The 15,822-nt window shown below is 60.2% G+C and carries 14 protein-coding genes; 1 reads left to right on the top strand and 13 read right to left on the bottom strand.

Translation table 11 applies throughout. The annotated features are described in order from the left end of the window. Positions 1-70 precede the first annotated feature (70 nt). From ABX75_RS05435 to ABX75_RS05385, 11 genes are all read right to left on the bottom strand, one after another. Entirely contained in the window at positions 71-409 is a 339-nt protein-coding gene (locus ABX75_RS05435; RefSeq protein ID WP_034096117.1) for a GlpM family protein, read from the bottom strand. After that, positions 409-1,746 carry a sigma-54 dependent transcriptional regulator gene (locus ABX75_RS05430; RefSeq protein ID WP_034096118.1) on the bottom strand — a complete coding sequence of 446 codons (1,338 nt, stop codon included), beginning with the start codon at positions 1,744-1,746 and terminating at the stop codon, positions 409-411. Before ABX75_RS05430 ends, ABX75_RS05435 begins: the two co-directional genes overlap by 1 nt. After that, the gene (locus tag ABX75_RS05425) at positions 1,743-3,644 is read right to left on the bottom strand and encodes a sensor histidine kinase (protein ID WP_047881575.1); all 1,902 of its coding nucleotides are present in this window, start codon (positions 3,642-3,644) and stop codon (positions 1,743-1,745) included. Before ABX75_RS05425 ends, ABX75_RS05430 begins: the two co-directional genes overlap by 4 nt. A 139-nt stretch (positions 3,645-3,783) precedes the next feature. Continuing rightward, positions 3,784-4,518, bottom strand: a complete 735-nt coding sequence (locus ABX75_RS05420) for an amino acid ABC transporter ATP-binding protein (RefSeq protein ID WP_034096120.1) — start codon at positions 4,516-4,518, stop codon at positions 3,784-3,786. Then, positions 4,515-5,186 (bottom strand): ABC transporter permease subunit, encoded by a 672-nt coding sequence (locus ABX75_RS05415; RefSeq protein ID WP_034096121.1) that lies wholly within the window; start codon positions 5,184-5,186, stop codon positions 4,515-4,517. Before ABX75_RS05415 ends, ABX75_RS05420 begins: the two co-directional genes overlap by 4 nt. Next, positions 5,186-5,932: an amino acid ABC transporter permease gene (locus tag ABX75_RS05410; protein WP_034096122.1), complete on the bottom strand. Its 747-nt coding sequence runs from the start codon at positions 5,930-5,932 to the stop codon at positions 5,186-5,188. The genes ABX75_RS05415 and ABX75_RS05410 overlap by 1 nt, the downstream gene beginning before the upstream one ends. Positions 5,933-6,125: 193 nt before the next feature. Beyond that, complete coding sequence (locus ABX75_RS05405; RefSeq protein ID WP_034096123.1) at positions 6,126-7,052, bottom strand: glutamate/aspartate ABC transporter substrate-binding protein; 927 nt, start codon at positions 7,050-7,052, stop codon at positions 6,126-6,128. A 372-nt stretch (positions 7,053-7,424) separates the two neighbouring features. Beyond that, positions 7,425-8,963 carry a glycerol-3-phosphate dehydrogenase gene (glpD, locus tag ABX75_RS05400; protein WP_034111956.1) on the bottom strand — a complete coding sequence of 513 codons (1,539 nt, stop codon included), beginning with the start codon at positions 8,961-8,963 and terminating at the stop codon, positions 7,425-7,427. A 276-nt stretch (positions 8,964-9,239) separates the two neighbouring features. Beyond that, the gene (locus ABX75_RS05395) at positions 9,240-9,995 is read right to left on the bottom strand and encodes a DeoR/GlpR family transcriptional regulator (protein WP_034096125.1); all 756 of its coding nucleotides are present in this window, start codon (positions 9,993-9,995) and stop codon (positions 9,240-9,242) included. An 83-nt stretch (positions 9,996-10,078) separates the two neighbouring features. Further along, on the bottom strand, positions 10,079-11,584 hold the full coding sequence (gene glpK, locus ABX75_RS05390; RefSeq protein ID WP_034096126.1) for a glycerol kinase GlpK: 1,506 nt from the start codon (positions 11,582-11,584) through the stop codon (positions 10,079-10,081). Between the two features lie 76 nt (positions 11,585-11,660). Next, complete coding sequence (locus tag ABX75_RS05385) at positions 11,661-12,515, bottom strand: MIP/aquaporin family protein (protein ID WP_034111958.1); 855 nt, start codon at positions 12,513-12,515, stop codon at positions 11,661-11,663. Between the two features lie 326 nt (positions 12,516-12,841). Here ABX75_RS05385 and ybaK point away from each other — a divergent pair, with 326 nt between their 5' ends. Further along, positions 12,842-13,312 carry a Cys-tRNA(Pro) deacylase gene (gene ybaK, locus ABX75_RS05380; RefSeq protein ID WP_047881574.1) on the top strand — a complete coding sequence of 157 codons (471 nt, stop codon included), beginning with the start codon at positions 12,842-12,844 and terminating at the stop codon, positions 13,310-13,312. Between the two features lie 56 nt (positions 13,313-13,368). On the opposite strand, the gene ABX75_RS05375 is transcribed toward ybaK, so the two are convergent. Next, complete coding sequence (locus tag ABX75_RS05375; protein ID WP_034096129.1) at positions 13,369-14,478, bottom strand: ABC transporter ATP-binding protein; 1,110 nt, start codon at positions 14,476-14,478, stop codon at positions 13,369-13,371. Next, the gene (gene argF, locus ABX75_RS05370; RefSeq protein ID WP_034111959.1) at positions 14,475-15,395 is read right to left on the bottom strand and encodes an ornithine carbamoyltransferase; all 921 of its coding nucleotides are present in this window, start codon (positions 15,393-15,395) and stop codon (positions 14,475-14,477) included. Before argF ends, ABX75_RS05375 begins: the two co-directional genes overlap by 4 nt. Positions 15,396-15,822 lie beyond the last annotated feature (427 nt).

The raw sequence follows: 15,822 nt of genomic DNA, 5'->3' as shown, positions 1-15,822 counted from the left end.
GTTACAGATGAGCTGACTGTCACACAGCTATCGGGGGCAAGCCCCCTCCCACATGTTTGACCGCAGTGTGTCAGGTGTGAAGGCGTACCCAGACGCTTACCAGCACAGTTGCGGCGATTAGCCACGCTACTGCCGCTACGGCTAAAGAAGCCTCCAGGCGCATTCGGTCGACCATCACATACAACGCAGCCAGGTACACAAAGTACGGAATGATCGACCACATGCCGAACAGGATGGTGGTCTTCAAGTCTTCCACCGAGCGGCCTTTGCCGACGATGTAGTGGGCGATCAGCGCAAAGGTCGGGAACAGCGGCACCAGCCCGGCGATGTAGTAGTTCTTGGTCTTGGCCAGCGCGGCGAGTATCAGCACCACCGCCGCGCCCAGGGCGGCCTTCAGAAACAGATCCATCAGTGACTCAACCCATATTTTTTGACTTTGTCGAACAGCGTGGTCTTGGCCATTCCCAGCTCCTGGCTGGCTTGGGTCAGGTTGCCGCCGCTGCGTTGCAGGGCGTCCATCAGCAAATTGCGCTCAAAGGCTTCCACCGCCTCGGTAAAGGCCAACCCCTGGCCGCCGCTGCTGGCGCCGCTTTTTTTGAATGCGGGCAGGCCGAGTGCGAAGCGTTCGGCGACGTTGCGCAATTCGCGGACGTTGCCGGGCCAGTCGTGGCTCATCAAGCTGGATAGGGTCTGGTTATCCAGCTCCGGCGCGGTGCGGTCGAAACGCAGGGAGGACTGCTGCAGGAAATGCTCGAACAATTGCAGGATGTCTTCGCGGCGCTCGCGCAGTGGCGGCAACTCCAGGGTGACTACGTTGAGGCGGTAATACAGGTCGCTGCGGAACTGACTGGCGCGGCTCAGCTCGTCCAGGTCGGATTTGGTCGCGGCAATCACTCGGCAATCCACCGCCACGCTCTGGTTGGAGCCGAGGCGTTCTAGGGTGCGTTCCTGCAACACCCGCAGCAGTTTGATCTGCAGGTTGATGGGCATGCTTTCCACTTCGTCGAGGAACAGCGTGCCTTCATGGGCGTGTTCGATCTTGCCGATACGCCGCTTGCCGGCGCCAGTGAAGGCGTTGGCTTCGTGGCCGAAAATCTCGCTTTCAAACAGGTTTTCCGGCAAGCCGCCGCAGTTCAGGGCGACGAACTGGTGGGCGTGGCGCCGGCTGAAATCATGCAGGCAGCGGGCGACCAGTTCCTTGCCTGTGCCGGTCTCACCTTCGATCAACACATTGGCTGAGGTGTCGGCGACATTGGCGATCAATTCGCGCAGGTTCTGCATGGCCGGCGAACGCCCGATGATTCGGCCTTCCAGGGAGTCGCGTTCGGCCAGTTGACGGCGCAGCGCCCAGACTTCCCGCGCCAGCCCGCGCTGCTCCAGGGCGCGCCGGGCGACGTCCACCAGGCGTTCGGGGGAGAAGGGTTTTTCCATGAAGTCATAGGCGCCGTTGCGCATCGCCCCGACGGCCATGGAAATATCGCCGTGCCCCGTGATGAGCACCACCGGCAGGCTTTTATCCAGGGCTTTGAGGCGGGTGAGCAGCTCCAGGCCGTCGATGCCCGGCAGGCGGATATCGCTGATGACAATGCCGGCAAAGTTCTCGCCGACGCGCTTTAAGGCTTCCTCGGCGCTGGCCACCCCCACACTGGTGATGTCTTCCAGCGCCAGGGCCTGCTGGCAACCGAGCAGCACATGGGGGTCGTCTTCGACGATCAGGACGGTGAGGTCATTGGGGTCTGTATTCATGTCGACTCAGTGGGGTGAGCGCCCGCCAATGGCAGGCTCAGGACAAAGGCCGTACCACCGCTGGGCGGGTGTTCCACGGCGAGGTTGCCGCCGGTGGCCGCCGCCAGGCTGGCCGACAGGGTCAGCCCCAGGCCCAGGCCTTGTTCGCCGGGTTTGGTGGTAAAGAACGGTTCGAACAAATGTTTGCGCGCCTCGGGGTCGATGCCGTGGCCATTGTCGCGCACCTGCAAGCGGTATTTGCCCTCGGCGTTGCTGCCCTCCAGCCACAGTTCGGGCGCCGGCTGGGCCTGCATGGCATCCAGGGCGTTGCCGATCAGGTTGACCAGGATCTGCTCCAGGCGCGTTTGATCGATCTGCAATGGGGCGTCGGTAAAGTCACGGTGCAAGGTCAGTGGCAGGTTGTCCAGACGCGCGCTCAGCACCTGGAGCGCGGCGTCCACGGCCTTGACCAGGCTGGCCTGGCCCTGGTCGTCGCCACGCCGGGCGAACGAGCGCAGGCTGGCGGTGATGCGCCCCATGCGGTCGATCAGTTCGTTGATGGTCTTGAGGTTGGTGCTGGCGGTGTCCAGCGCGCCGCGTTCGAGGAAGCGCACGGTATTGCCGGACAAGGTGCGCAGCGCCGCCAACGGCTGGTTCAATTCATGGGCGATGCTGGTGGACATCTGGCCGATGGCCGCCAGTTTACCGGCCTGCACCAGTTCATCCTGGGCGCGGCGCAGGGTTTCTTCGGCCTGGCGCCGTTCGCGGATCTGGCCCTTGAGCCGTTCGTTGCTGGCGCGCAGGTCGGCGGTGCGTTCGGCGATCCGCCGCTCCAGTTGGCTGTTGGCTTCCTGCAAGGCTTCCCGCGCGGCGAGGCGGGTGGCGATGACCTTGCGTCGCTCGTTCCAGGCAATCAGCAGGAATGCCACCAGGCCGAAGGCGACCGCCACCAGGATGCCCTGATTGATCGCTGCGCGACGCAGGTCGTTGAGTGGGGTGAGGAGGGTGAAGCTCCAGGGGGTGTCATTGAGCGGGCGCGATTGCGCCAGGTAGCTGACCTCGTGCTCGTCGTTGACCACTTCACTATTGGCCGGGAAGGTCAGTTTTTCCGTGCCTTCCTTCAAACGCTCGCGTGCCAGGGGCTCCAGCTCGTTCAAGGTGGCCCAGTAGTATTGCAGGCTGTGGGCGAGGCGTTCTTTGACCTCGTCGCTCAGTGGACGCACGGCCTTGAGGCGGCGGGCCGGGTCGCTGGATAGAATGATGATGCCGTTCTCGTCGCTCACGAACGCTTCGAGACGCGCACGCTGCCAGCGCTCTTCCAGGGCTTCGAGGCGCACTTTGACCACGGCGACGCCGATGATTTTGCCGTGCTCCTCCAGGCCATGGGCCAGGTAGTAGCCAGGCTCGCCGTTGGTGCTGCCGATGCCATAGAAACGGCCGGGCTGGCCGCGCACGGCGTTCTGGAAATACGCGCGGAAGGACAGGTCTTCCCCCTGGTAACTGTCGGCATCGCGCCAGTTACTGGTGGCGAGTACGCGGCCAGTGGTGTCCATCACGTAGATGGCCCGGCTGCGGCTGCGTCGGTTCAGGCCTTCGAGGTAATCGTTGACGGCTTTGCGGGTTTCTTGATTCGGGTCGGCCAGCAGTGTGGAGACACTGGTTTCCAGCTCCAGCAGGCTGGGCAGGTAGGTGTATTTGCTGATCTCGCTCTCGACGGTACGGGCATGCAGCTCCAACTGGCGTTCGCCGTTGTCGCTGAGGGTGCGGATGCCATAGTACTCACTGATCCAGAAGCCGATGTAACCCAGGCCGATCATCAGGGCGATGATCAACGGCGGCAGGAACAACTGGCGAATCAGGCGAGGTTTCACGGCAAGTGATGGCGGTGCGGCGCGAAATTGGTTGGGGTCGCATTTCATCACAGATGCCTTGGGTCAACCAGAGCTTGCCATGTAGGAGGGGGCTTGCCACCGATGACGGTGGCTCAGTACAGATGTACCGAATGACACACAGCTATCGGGGGCAAGCCCCCTCCCACACTGGCTCGGGCTTAATTGCTTAGTGCTGCAGGATTTTCTCGAGGAACTGCTGCGCGCGCTCGGAGCGGGCGCTGATGTCGCCGAAGAATTCTTCTTTCGGGCAGTCTTCGATGATCTTGCCGGCATCCATGAAGATCACGCGGTCGGCCACTTTACGGGCGAAGCCCATTTCGTGGGTCACGCACATCATGGTCATGCCTTCCTGAGCCAGTTGCACCATTACATCCAACACTTCGTTGACCATTTCCGGGTCCAGGGCCGAGGTCGGTTCGTCGAACAGCATGACGATCGGGTCCATGGCCAGGGCGCGGGCAATCGCCACACGTTGCTGCTGACCACCGGAGAGCTGGCCAGGATGCTTGTGGGCGTGTGCCGACAGGCCGACGCGCTCAAGCAATTGCAGGCCTTTCTTGGTGGCTTCTTCCTTACTGCGGCCGAGCACCTTGATCTGCGCGATGGTCAGGTTTTCGGTGATGGTCAGGTGTGGGAACAGCTCGAAGTGCTGGAACACCATGCCCACGCGCGAGCGCAGTTTCGGCAGGTTGGTCTTCGGGTCTGCGATGGAAGTGCCGTCGACCACGATGTCGCCTTTCTGGAACGGTTCCAGCGCGTTCACGCACTTGATCAGGGTGGATTTGCCCGAGCCGGAGGGCCCGCACACCACGATCACTTCGCCTTTTTTAACCTCGGTGCTGCAATCGGTCAGCACCTGGAAGTCGCCATACCACTTGTTGATGTTCTTGATAGAGATCATACGGCAAACCTTTTTTGCAGACGCTTGACCAGCAGCGAGGCGGAAAAGCTGATGATGAAGTAGACGACACCGGCGAAGATCAGGAACTCATTGGAGCGCCCGATGATATCGCCGTTGGAGCGGGCGGAGTTGAGGAAGTCCACCAGGCCCACGGTGTAGACCAGCGACGTATCCTGGAACAGGATGATCGACTGTTGCAGCAGCAACGGGGTCATCTTGCGGAACGCCTGGGGCAGGATGATCAGGCGCATGGTCTGGCCGTAGGTCATGCCCATGGCCTGTGCTGCCGCCATCTGGCCCTTGGGGATCGACTGCACGCCGGCCCGCACGATTTCACAGAAGTACGCGGCTTCGAACATCATGAAAGCCACGACGCAGGAGGTGAACGCACCGATCGGGGTGTCTTCGCCGGTGATCCAGCGCAGCACGAACGGCACCGCCAGGTAGAACCAGGTGATCACCAGCAGCAGGGGGATCGAGCGGAAGTAGTTCACATAGGCGCCGGCCAGACGCGACAGCAGTTTGCTGGACGACAGGCGCATCAGCGCGAGAATCGTGCCCAGGGCGATACCGCCGATCACGCCCATGACCATCAGCTTCAAGGTCATGATCATGCCGTTCCACAGGCCGGGCATGGCGGGGATGATACCGCTGAAATCGAGTTCCATTATTTACCCCCCACGGAGATCAGGCCGGGCACTGCGACTTTCTTCTCGACCAGGCGCATCAGCAGCATCAGGCTCATGTTCAGGGTGAAGTAGATCAGCGTGGCCAGGGTGAAGGCTTCGAACAGGTTGGCCGAGAACTCGGCGGTCTGTTTGGTTTGCGCCAGCAGTTCCATCAGGCCGATCAAGGACGCCACCGAGGAGTTCTTGAAGACGTTGAGGAATTCCGAGGTGAGTGGCGGGATGATGATGCGGTAGGCCTGGGGCAGCAGCACGTTCCAGTAGATCTGCGGCAGCTTGAAGCCCATGGCGCGGGCGGCGGCTTCCTGGCCGCGTGGCAGCGCCTGGATACCGGTGCGCACTTGCTCGCACACACGGGCCGCGGTGAACAGGCCCAGGCACACGACAACGCTCAGGTAGGCCGAGGTGGTCGGGTTCAGGTCCTGTTTGTACCAGTCCTGCAGGTTCTGCGGCAGCAGGTCGGGTACCAGGAAGTACCAGATAAACAGCTGCACCAGCAACGGCACGTTACGGAACAACTCCACGTAACAGGTCGCAATGCCGGATACCAGGCGGTTCGGCACGGTGCGCATGACCCCCAGAATGGAGCCCAGCAGCAAGGCGATGATCCATGCCACGACGGCGATGGCGATGGTCCAGCCCAAGCCGGCGATGTACCAGTCGAGATAAGTCTCGCTGCCCACGCCGGTGGACTTGAAGAACACGCCCCAGTCCCAGTTGTAATTCATTAGGGTCTCCCCCGAAATCGATCGATGTACAAGCACCCGCTTGGGGAAAATCCATTCCCGCCTGACGTTGAACGCCAGGCACACGCGATCGGCTCGAAAACCGCCAGGTCGAGTGTTCCAAGTTAAAACCAGCAGGTAGTAACAGACGCCTGAGGGAGGGTTGGCTCCCTCAGGAGATAAGGTTAGTCAGCTTTTAGATCTTTACTTCCGGAGCCGGCTTATCGGTCGGGTTCTGGATCAGTTCCTTGACCTTGTCGCTCATCGGGAAGTTGAGGTTCAGGCCTTTAGGTGGAACCGGGCTTTCGAACCACTTGCCGTAGATCTTGTTGATCTCTCCGGACTTGTACAGACCGATGATGGCGTCATCCACGGCTTTCTTGAACGCTGGGTCGTCTTTGCGGACCATGCAGGCGTAGGCTTCGAAAGACTGCGGAGTACCGGTGATTACCCAGTCATCCGGCTTCTTGGCCTTGGCTTCCTCACCGGCCAGCAGGGCGTCATCCATCATGAACGCTACGGCGCGGCCGCCTTCAAGCATCTGGAAGGATTCGCCGTGGTCTTTGGCGGAGATGATGTTCATGCCCATCTGCTTGTCGGCGTTCATCGACTTGATGATGCGCTCGGACGTGGTGCCGGCGGTGGTCACGACGTTCTTGCCTTTAAGGTCGGCAAAGTCGGCATAGCTTGGCTTGCCATCTTTGTCTTTCTTGACCAGCAGACGGGTGCCGATTTCGAAGATGTTAGTGGTGAAAGCGACTTGCTGGGCGCGTTCGGCGTTGTTGGTGGTGGAACCGCACTCGATGTCGACGGTGCCGTTCTGAACCAGCGGAATACGGGTCTGCGAGGTCACCAGGTTGTAACGGGTCTGCAGATCGGGCTTGTTCAGGTCTTTTTTCAGGGCTTCAACGATGGCCAGCTGAATGTCGTGGGAGTAGCCCACAGGTTTGCCCGAGCCATCCGCGATGTAGGAGAACGGAATGGAGCTGTCGCGGTGCCCGAGGGTGATGGTGCCGGAGTCGTTGATTTTCTTCAGCGTGCCGGTGAGTTCGGCGGCAAAGACTGGAGTGCTGATCAGAGCAGCAGCGATAGCTGCGCCCAAAATATGGGGAACGATGCGCATCAATACTTCCTCGACATTTGTTTTTTTTATGAAGCCGGCTAAACGGCTCTCTTGTACAGCGAATGTCCGTGACGGCTCCTGAGGCGTCTCGGCAATCGTCCAAGAGTGTAGAGCATGAGTCGTGCCAGGCTTGAAATAAAAGGTTAACTGTATGATTTAAAAGGTGATTAAGTTTGTGTTACGGGATTTCGCCGGTCTTTTGATCCGGCAAACCGAATAGCGTGGGATGTCGTGTTCGGAAAACCGAATGGCCGTTGGTTGGTCGATCGGCGTAAGTGTGTACGGGACAAACGCAAAAGCGCCGCGTTTATTCAGAATAAACGCGGCGCTCTCAGGTTGTTACTCGCAGGCTCAAGGCCATGCGGCGGCAGATCAGGCCGCTTGGAACTTACTGCGGTTCTGCTCAACCTTGGACAGGTAGCGCTGGACGTTGTCCTGCTCTTGCTCAGTGGTAAACAGGCCCAGCTTGGTGCGGCGCCATAGGATGTCCTGAGCCTGGGTGGCCCATTCTTCTGTGCACAGATAGTCGACCTCGCGGGTGTACAGGCCACCGCCCAAATGCTCGCCCAGGTCAGCCAGGGTTTGCACGCCCTCCAGCAGGCGCCAAGTGCGGCTGCCGTAGGTTGTGGACCAGCGGCGTGCGATCTCGCTCGGAACCCAATCGAACTTGGCGCGAATCGCCTCGGCCAGCGCTTCGGGCGTGCTCATGTCCTCACCACCCGGCAGGCTGGCCGTGGCGGTCCAGCTAGGACGCATCTGCGTGAAGTACGGCGCCAGTTGGGCCATGGCCGATTCGGCGAGCTTGCGATAGGTGGTCAACTTGCCACCGAACACCGACAGGATCGGTGCCTCGCCCGTACTACCAGACAGTGCCAGGGTGTAGTCGCGGGTGATCGCCGATGGGTTGTCCGACTCGTCGTTGCACAACGGGCGTACGCCGGAGTAGGTGTGCACGATGTCATCGCGGCTCAGTTGCTTCTTGAAGTGGGCATTGACCACCTTGAGCATGTAGTCGGTTTCGCCCTCGGTGATCGCCACTTTCGCCGGGTCACCGGTGTATTCGCGGTCGGTGGTGCCGATGATAGTTAGATGATTCAGGTACGGAATCGTGAAGACGATGCGCTGGTCTTCGTTCTGCAAAATGTGCGCGTGGGCGCCTTCATACAATTTCGGCACGATCAGGTGGCTGCCCTGGATCAGGCGGATGCCGTAGGGCGAATCCAGTTTCAGGTCATCCTTGATGAATTTGGCCACCCATGGGCCGGCGGCATTCACCAACGCACGAGCGCGAATCGAAAACAGGCTGCCGTCGGCACGTTCCATGTTCATTTCCCACAGACCCTTGCTGCGATGGGCGCTGACGCACCGGGTCTGGGTGTGGATATGGGCGCCCTTTTCGCGGGCGGCCATGGCGTTGAGCACCACCAGGCGGGCGTCGTCGACCCAGCAGTCGGAATACTCGAACCCTTTGGTGATTTCGCTTTTCAGTGGGCTGTCCGGGCCAAACTTGAGGCTCTTGGAACCCGCGAGTTTTTCGCGCTTGCCCAGGTTGTCATAGAGGAACAGCCCAGCACGAATCATCCACGCCGGGCGCAGGTGCGGGCGGTGCGGCAGGACAAAACGCATTTGCTTGACGATGTGCGGCGCCTTGGCCAGCAGCACTTCCCGTTCGGCCAGGGCTTCGCGCACCAGACGGAATTCGTAATGTTCGAGATAGCGCAAACCGCCGTGGATCAGCTTGCTGCTGGCGGAAGAGGTGTGGCTGGCCAGGTCATCCTTTTCGCAAAGGAATACCGACAGCCCACGACCGGCTGCATCTGCTGCAATGCCGACGCCATTGATCCCGCCGCCGATAACGGCAACGTCATAGACTTCGGCAAGCGGTGGAGCAGGCAAGGTAGAAGGGTTCATCGGCTGGCCTCGCGATTTTTTCGTATTGGAATTCGAACATTAATGTTCATTTGCGAAAATGGTAGCCGATAAACGCGGGCACAGCCACCCGACTTCGATTGAAAAAACTCATCGAAGGGCAGGAAAAGGAAAAGTTGTGAACATTGGCCCGTCTAAGGCTCGAGATGTTTCAGCGAGTATTGATAGCTATCGGGGGCAAGCCCCCTCCCACATTTGAATGGTTATACACATCAAAGTGTGGGAGGGGGCTGGCCCCCGATGGCATCAGTAAAGGCCCTACACGACTTCCAGCCGAACCTTATGCTGATTCAGCAACTGCACCAACGCCGGCACCGGCTCTTGGTCAGTCACCAGGCAATCCACCAGACTGATCGGCCCCAACCGAATCATGGCATTGCGCCCGAATTTGCTGGAGTCCGCCGCCAGAATTACTTGCCGGGCATTGGCGATGATCGCCTGGGACACGCGCACTTCCTGGTAATCGAAATCCAGCAGGCTGCCGTCCTCGTCGATGCCGCTGATACCCACCAGTGCGAAGTCGACTTTGAACTGATTGATAAAGTCGACGCTGGCCTGGCCCACCACGCCGCCGTCGCGTCGCACATTGCCGCCGGTGAGCAGCACGTCGAAGTCGTCCTTGGCGCTTAGCATGGCGGCGACGTTGAGGTTGTTGGTGATGATTTTCAGGTGGCTGTGGTTCAGCAGCGCACGGGCGATGGATTCGGTGGTGGTACCGATATTGATGAACAGCGAGGCGTGATCGGGGATCTGGGCGGCGATGGCTTCGCCGATGCGTTGTTTTTCGTCGCGCATCTGGTCGGCACGCATGGCGTACGCGGTGTTTTCGACGCTGGAGTCATAGGCTGCGCCGCCATGGTAGCGACGCAGCAGATTAGCGTCCGCCAACTGGTTGATATCGCGGCGGATGGTTTGCGGGGTGACAACGAACAACTGCGCCATTTCCTCGATACTGACGTAGCCGCGTTCGCGGACCAGTTCGAGAATTTGTTGCTGGCGGGGAGGCAGATTCATGGGGCGTCCTTTGGGCTGCCATACAAAAGTGGCCCATGATGACGCAGGAATCTGCTCCCTACCAGTTACAACCCGAGGTTGGCTTATTCGGCGCCTTCGTGGGGCTCCCAGTCACGGGTGCGGCTGACTGCTTTTTGCCAGCCGGCGTAGAGTTTTTCTTTTTCCTTTTCGTCCAACTGAGGTTCGAATTCGCGCTCGATCACCGCTTTGCCACGCAATTCGTCCAGGCTGCCCCAGAAACCGCAGGCCAAGCCGGCCAGGTACGCCGCGCCCAGCGCTGTGGTTTCACGCATTTGCGGGCGCTCCACCTGAGTACCGAGGATGTCGGCCTGGAACTGCATCAGGAAGTTGTTGGCCACCGCACCGCCGTCTACGCGCAGGGCTTTGAGGCGTTCGCCGGAATCCTGCTGCATGGCGTCCAGCACGTCGCGGGTCTGGTAGGCAATCGACTCCAGAGCTGCACGAATAATGTGATCCACACGTACGCCACGGGTCAGGCCGAACAGCGCGCCACGGGCGTAGGGGTCCCAGTACGGTGCGCCCAGACCGGTGAAAGCCGGGACCAGGTACACGCCGTTGCTGTCCTTGACCTTGCCGGCAAAGTATTCGGTGTCATGGGCGTCGTTGATGATCTTCAGCTCGTCACGCAGCCACTGCACGGTGGAACCACCGTTGAATACTGCGCCTTCCAGGGCGTAGGCCACTTCGCCGCGCGGGCCGCAGGCGATGGTGGTGAGCATGCCGTGCTTGGATTTCACGGCTTTGTCGCCGGTGTTCATCAGCAGGAAGCAGCCGGTGCCGTAGGTGTTCTTAGCCTGGCCGGCTTCCACGCACATCTGGCCGAACAGTGCGGCCTGCTGGTCACCGGCGATGCCGCCGATGGCGATACCGCTTTTGGTGCGGCCGTAGATTTCCGACGAGGACTTCACTTCCGGCAGCATCTCGCGCGGAATGTCGAGGATCTCCAGCATCTTCGCATCCCACTCCAGGGTGTGGATGTTGAAGAGCATGGTGCGCGAGGCGTTGGTGTAGTCGGTGACGTGGGTTTTGCCGCCGGTAAATTTCCAGATCAGCCAGCTGTCGACGGTGCCGAACAGCAGCTCGCCGCTGCGCGCACGCTCGCGGCTGCCTTCGACGTTGTCGAGGATCCACTTGAGTTTGGTGCCCGAGAAGTACGGGTCGGTGACCAGGCCGGTGGTGTCGCTGATGTATTGTTCGTGACCGTCGCGCTTGAGCTGCTGGCAGATTTCGGTGCTACGGCGGCACTGCCAAACAATGGCGTTGTAGATCGGGCGGCCGGTGACTTTGTCCCACACCACGGTGGTTTCGCGCTGGTTGGTGATGCCGATGGCGGCTACCTGGTCATGGTGCAGGCCGGCCTGGGCCAGCGCTTCGACCATCACCGCGCTCTGGGTGGCGAAGATCTCCATCGGGTCGTGTTCGACCCAGCCCGCTTGCGGGTAATGCTGGGCGAACTCACGTTGGGCGGTGCAGACCACGTTGGCGTCACGATCGAAGATGATTGCCCGCGAACTGGTGGTGCCCTGGTCGAGGGCAATGATGTAGTTCTTATTCTGAAGGTCGGTCATGTCGATTGCCTTAAACGAAATAGGAAGTCAGAAATCAGCCTGGGCCGCGAAGGGCAGGGGCGCCAGGCTGGCGCTTTCAGGAAATACGGGTGTTGCCGTTGACAGCCGTGTCAGGTGTTTCAATTACAGCAGGTGCGGCGCTCGGCAGATGACGGGCGATCAGGCCGCGATACGCCGCAGCACCAAGGCACGCACCCACGATCGGCGCGAAAATCGGCACCAGGAAATAAGGAATATCGCGGCCGCCGGTAAGGGCCATTTCACCCCAGCCGGCGAAAAAGGTCATCAGCTTCGGCCCCAGATCCCGCGCGGGGTTCATCGCAAACCCCGTCAGCGGGCCCATGGCGCTGCCGATCACGGCGATCAGCAGACCGATCAACAGCGGCGCCAGTGGGCCGCGTGGCAGGCCGTTGTTGTCATCGGTCAGGGCCATGATCACGCCCATCAGGATCGCGGTAATGACCATTTCCACCAAGAACGCTTGGGCGGTGCTCAGCAGCGCATGGGGGTAAGTGGAGAACACCGACGCCAGCTCAAGGCTGGCTTGAGTGCCGCGCACCAGATGGTGGGTTTGTTCGTAATCGAAAAACAGATTGCTATAGAGGGTGTAGACCAAGGCGGCCGAGCAAAAGGCGCCGGCGATCTGGGCGAGGATATAGAAAGGCAGTTTGCGCTTGTCGAAGTCGGCGAACAGGCACAGCGCGATACTCACCGCCGGGTTCAAGTGGGCCCCGGAAATCCCGGCGCTCAGGTAGATCGCCATGCTCACGCCGACCCCCCAGATGATGCTGATTTCCCACAAGCCAAAACTGGCACCCGCGACCTTGAGCGCAGCGACACAGCCGGTACCGAAGAAGATCAGGAGCGCAGTGCCCAGAAACTCGGCCATGCATTGGCTTGAAAGTGAAGGCTGTTGAAGAGCAGTTGTCATGGAAAACCTCAATTGTTTTTCTTGTCTGGCGCTGGACCTCAACGGGCCTTGCGCGATTTTCACCGCGGCGGGGATCCCCATCTCCGTTACGGCTTACTGCTCGAATGCGTAGGATTATTTCCCACTGTATTCGGAAACGAAAAAATATAGACAAGAATGACCGCTGTCAAAGGTCGAAAGTGAACTGTCAGTCACTTTCCAACTATTGGTCTGATGAATGATCACGTCACCTACGCCCGATGCGTGTCACGGCAGTGGGCGCACTAGAGCGTTTCGTGCTGGGTTGGCCTAGAATTGGCCATCTGTTTGCCACGCTTGGAGTATCCATGACCCCTGCACTGGATCTTTTGAAGAAAGTTCGCGCCGAACATCGTATTCATAGTTATGAACACGACCCTAAGGCCGCCTCCTATGGGCTGGAGGCCGCAGAGAAATTGGGCCTCGACCCGGCGCAGGTGTTCAAGACCTTGCTGGCGAGCAGCGAGAAGGGCGAATTACTGGTGGCCGTAGTACCGGTCGTCGGAAGTCTGGATTTGAAGGCCCTGGCTCATGTGGCGGGGGTCAAGAAAGTCGAAATGGCCGATCCGGCGGCCGCGCAGCGTTCAACCGGTTACTTGCTGGGCGGCATCAGCCCGCTGGGGCAGAAGAAGCGCTTGCGCACGTTTATTGATGTGACGGCACAGCCCTTCGCGACGATTTTTGTCAGCGCAGGCAGGAGAGGGTTGGAAGTGGAGTTGCCGGCGGCAGTGCTGGCGGAGCATACCCAAGCCAAATTTGCCGAAATTGGCCGGGCATAATCCAGATTGCTGAAGATGCCGTGTGGGAGGCGGCTCACTCCCACACGTTTCGTGACTCAGCTGGCAGTGCTGTAGCGCCGTACGCCGGATTCGAGCTGGGGAATTTGCGCCGCAACGCTGCCTGACGCTTGGAACAGTACCAAGTGTTCAGCGGCGACACGAATGCCAACCTCCGCGCCCACCAGGTGGTCGGCATGGCTGGGAAAAATCGACTCCAGCTGTGCGCCGGTCGGCAGTTGCAGGCGGTACAGGGTAGACGCGCCAAGGAAGGTCTTGCCGACAATCCTTGCCTTCAACGCGCTGTCGGGCGCATAGACGATATCGTCCGGGCGCAGCAATACATCCACCGCACCGCCCGTAGGCCAGGTATAGGCACGGTTGCCGCGCAGATCGCCCAGCTCGGTGCTGACCGACTCCGGTGAGCTCAACTGCCCACGAATGAAGTAGCCCTGGCCGATAAAGCTGGCCACATAAGGCGTCTGCGGTTCGTGATAGAGGTTGTAGGGCGTGTCCCACTGCTCCAGCCGGCCTTCTTTGAACACGCCCACCTGATCGCTCACCGCGAAGGCTTCTTCCTGGTCATGGGTGACCAGGATCGCACTGGTACCGCGCGCCTTGAGGATGTCGCGCACCTCATGACTGAGCTTGCGGCGCAATTCGCCATCCAGGTTAGAGAAGGGTTCGTCCAGCAGCAGCAATTGCGGTTCCGGCGCAAGGGCGCGGGCCAGTGCCACACGTTGTTGCTGGCCGCCGGACAGCTCATGGGGAAAGCGCTTGCCCAGGTTTTTCAGGTTGACCAGTTCCAACAGCTCGGCCACCACACGCTCTTTTTGCGGGTGCTTGCGAATACCAAAGGCGATGTTGTCGGCCACGCTCAGATGGGGAAACAGCGCGTAGTCCTGGAACACCATACCGATGCGACGTTTCTCCGGCGCCAGGGTGAAACCGGCGCTGGAGATGACTTCGCCTGCCAGACTGATCTCGCCTTCGTACACCGGCTCAAACCCGGCGATCGCGCGCAGGGTTGTGGTTTTGCCGCAGCCCGAGGAGCCCAACAGGCAGCCGATATCACCGGCATTGAGGTGCAGATTGAGGTTCTGCACCACGCGTTGGTCCTGATAGCCGCAAGCCAGGTTGCGCAGGTTCAGCAGTAATGAATGGCTCATGCGTGGTGGTACGCCGGCTCGACCAGAAATTCGAGCAGGGCCTTCTGTGCGTGCAAGCGATTTTCGGCCTGATCCCAGGCGACCGAACGCGGGTCGTCGAGTAGGTCGAGGCTGATTTCTTCGCCACGATGCGCAGGCAAGCAGTGCATGAACAGCACGTCCGGTGCGGCCAGGTCGAGCAGGTCGCGGTTGACCTGGTAGGGCGCGAACAAGGCCAGGCGCTTGGCGGTTTCGTCTTCCTGACCCATGGAGGTCCACACGTCAGTGCTCACTAGGTGCGCGCCAACCACGGCGTCTTTTGGATCGCGCAGCAGTTGCACGCGGCCATCGGCCTTGGCCAGGAACTCAGGGTTAGGCTCGTAGCCTTCCGGGCAGGCGATGCGCAGGTGGAAGTCGAATTGAATCGCCGCTTCTATATAGCTGTTGCACATATTGTTGCCGTCGCCGATCCAGGCCACGGTCTTGCCCTGGATCGAGCCGCGGTGCTCAAGGAAGGTTTGCATATCGGCCAACAACTGGCAGGGGTGCAGGTCATCGGACAGGCCGTTGATCACCGGCACGCGCGAGTTGGCGGCGAATTCGGTCAGGGTGCTGTGGGCGAAGGTTCGGATCATCACCGCGTCGAGCATGCGCGACATGACGATGGCGCAATCGCTGATCGGCTCGCCACGGCCCAGTTGGGTGTCCCGCGGCGACAGGAAGATGGCCTGGCCGCCCAGCTGAATCATGCCGGCTTCGAAGGACAGGCGGGTACGCGTGGATGATTTCTCGAAAATCATCCCGAGTACGCGGTTTTTCAAAGGCTCGAACAGTACACCGCGGTTACGCAGGTCTTTAAGCTCAATGCCTCGACGGAGCACGCTGACCAGCTCTTCGGGCGTGCAATCCATCAGGGAGAGAAAGTGCCTTGCGCTCATCATTAACTACCTTTTGCAACGGACCGCAGATACTCAAAGCCTTGTTTATTGTGACAACGGGCGAGACCTGCGGCGAAAGCCGCACGGGGGCGACGAAATAGGGGAAGGCGCGATATTGACATTAAATGTCGCGTCTTACCAATAGGGCTACGTTTTTAGGGGTTTTCAAGCAGGGCGCCGAGACGCGTTTGAAGACAATTTCCTGACAGCAGCGGCCCATTTGTACACTGGCCTCGCAACCTTTTGCAATGCGCGGAGGCGGGCTCGGGCCAGGCTGCGTCGGTTTCAGCCGGTATGGGCGGGGTTCTGTAACATTTGCTCATGCTTCGCCATGGCCCGGCCTGATGCCCGGCGATTCACAGGGCGAACGATGCTGGCGCCCATTGAGGTCGCGGCCCATAGTCAGCCCAAAGCCCCTATAAAGAGA

The organism is Pseudomonas sp. ARP3 (assembly GCF_001029595.1).
Taxonomy (GTDB): Bacteria; Pseudomonadota; Gammaproteobacteria; order Pseudomonadales; family Pseudomonadaceae; genus Aquipseudomonas; species Aquipseudomonas rhodesiae.
This window is presented reverse-complemented; position numbering and strand designations above follow the sequence as displayed.

Bases quoted from the DNA above. Each gene is read 5' to 3' on its own strand.
- ABX75_RS05435 (WP_034096117.1), bottom strand. From the start codon at position 409: ATGGATCTGTTTCTGAAGGCCGCCCTGGGCGCGGCGGTGGTGCTGATA.
- ABX75_RS05430 (WP_034096118.1), bottom strand. From the start codon at position 1,746: ATGAATACAGACCCCAATGACCTCACCGTCCTGATCGTCGAAGACGAC.
- ABX75_RS05425 (WP_047881575.1), bottom strand. From the start codon at position 3,644: ATGAAATGCGACCCCAACCAATTTCGCGCCGCACCGCCATCACTTGCC.
- ABX75_RS05420 (WP_034096120.1), bottom strand. From the start codon at position 4,518: ATGATCTCTATCAAGAACATCAACAAGTGGTATGGCGACTTCCAGGTG.
- ABX75_RS05415 (WP_034096121.1), bottom strand. From the start codon at position 5,186: ATGGAACTCGATTTCAGCGGTATCATCCCCGCCATGCCCGGCCTGTGG.
- ABX75_RS05410 (WP_034096122.1), bottom strand. From the start codon at position 5,932: ATGAATTACAACTGGGACTGGGGCGTGTTCTTCAAGTCCACCGGCGTG.
- ABX75_RS05405 (WP_034096123.1), bottom strand. From the start codon at position 7,052: ATGCGCATCGTTCCCCATATTTTGGGCGCAGCTATCGCTGCTGCTCTG.
- glpD (WP_034111956.1), bottom strand. From the start codon at position 8,963: ATGAACCCTTCTACCTTGCCTGCTCCACCGCTTGCCGAAGTCTATGAC.
- ABX75_RS05395 (WP_034096125.1), bottom strand. From the start codon at position 9,995: ATGAATCTGCCTCCCCGCCAGCAACAAATTCTCGAACTGGTCCGCGAA.
- glpK (WP_034096126.1), bottom strand. From the start codon at position 11,584: ATGACCGACCTTCAGAATAAGAACTACATCATTGCCCTCGACCAGGGC.
- ABX75_RS05385 (WP_034111958.1), bottom strand. From the start codon at position 12,515: ATGACAACTGCTCTTCAACAGCCTTCACTTTCAAGCCAATGCATGGCC.
- ybaK (WP_047881574.1), top strand. From the start codon at position 12,842: ATGACCCCTGCACTGGATCTTTTGAAGAAAGTTCGCGCCGAACATCGT.
- ABX75_RS05375 (WP_034096129.1), bottom strand. From the start codon at position 14,478: ATGAGCCATTCATTACTGCTGAACCTGCGCAACCTGGCTTGCGGCTAT.
- argF (WP_034111959.1), bottom strand. From the start codon at position 15,395: ATGAGCGCAAGGCACTTTCTCTCCCTGATGGATTGCACGCCCGAAGAG.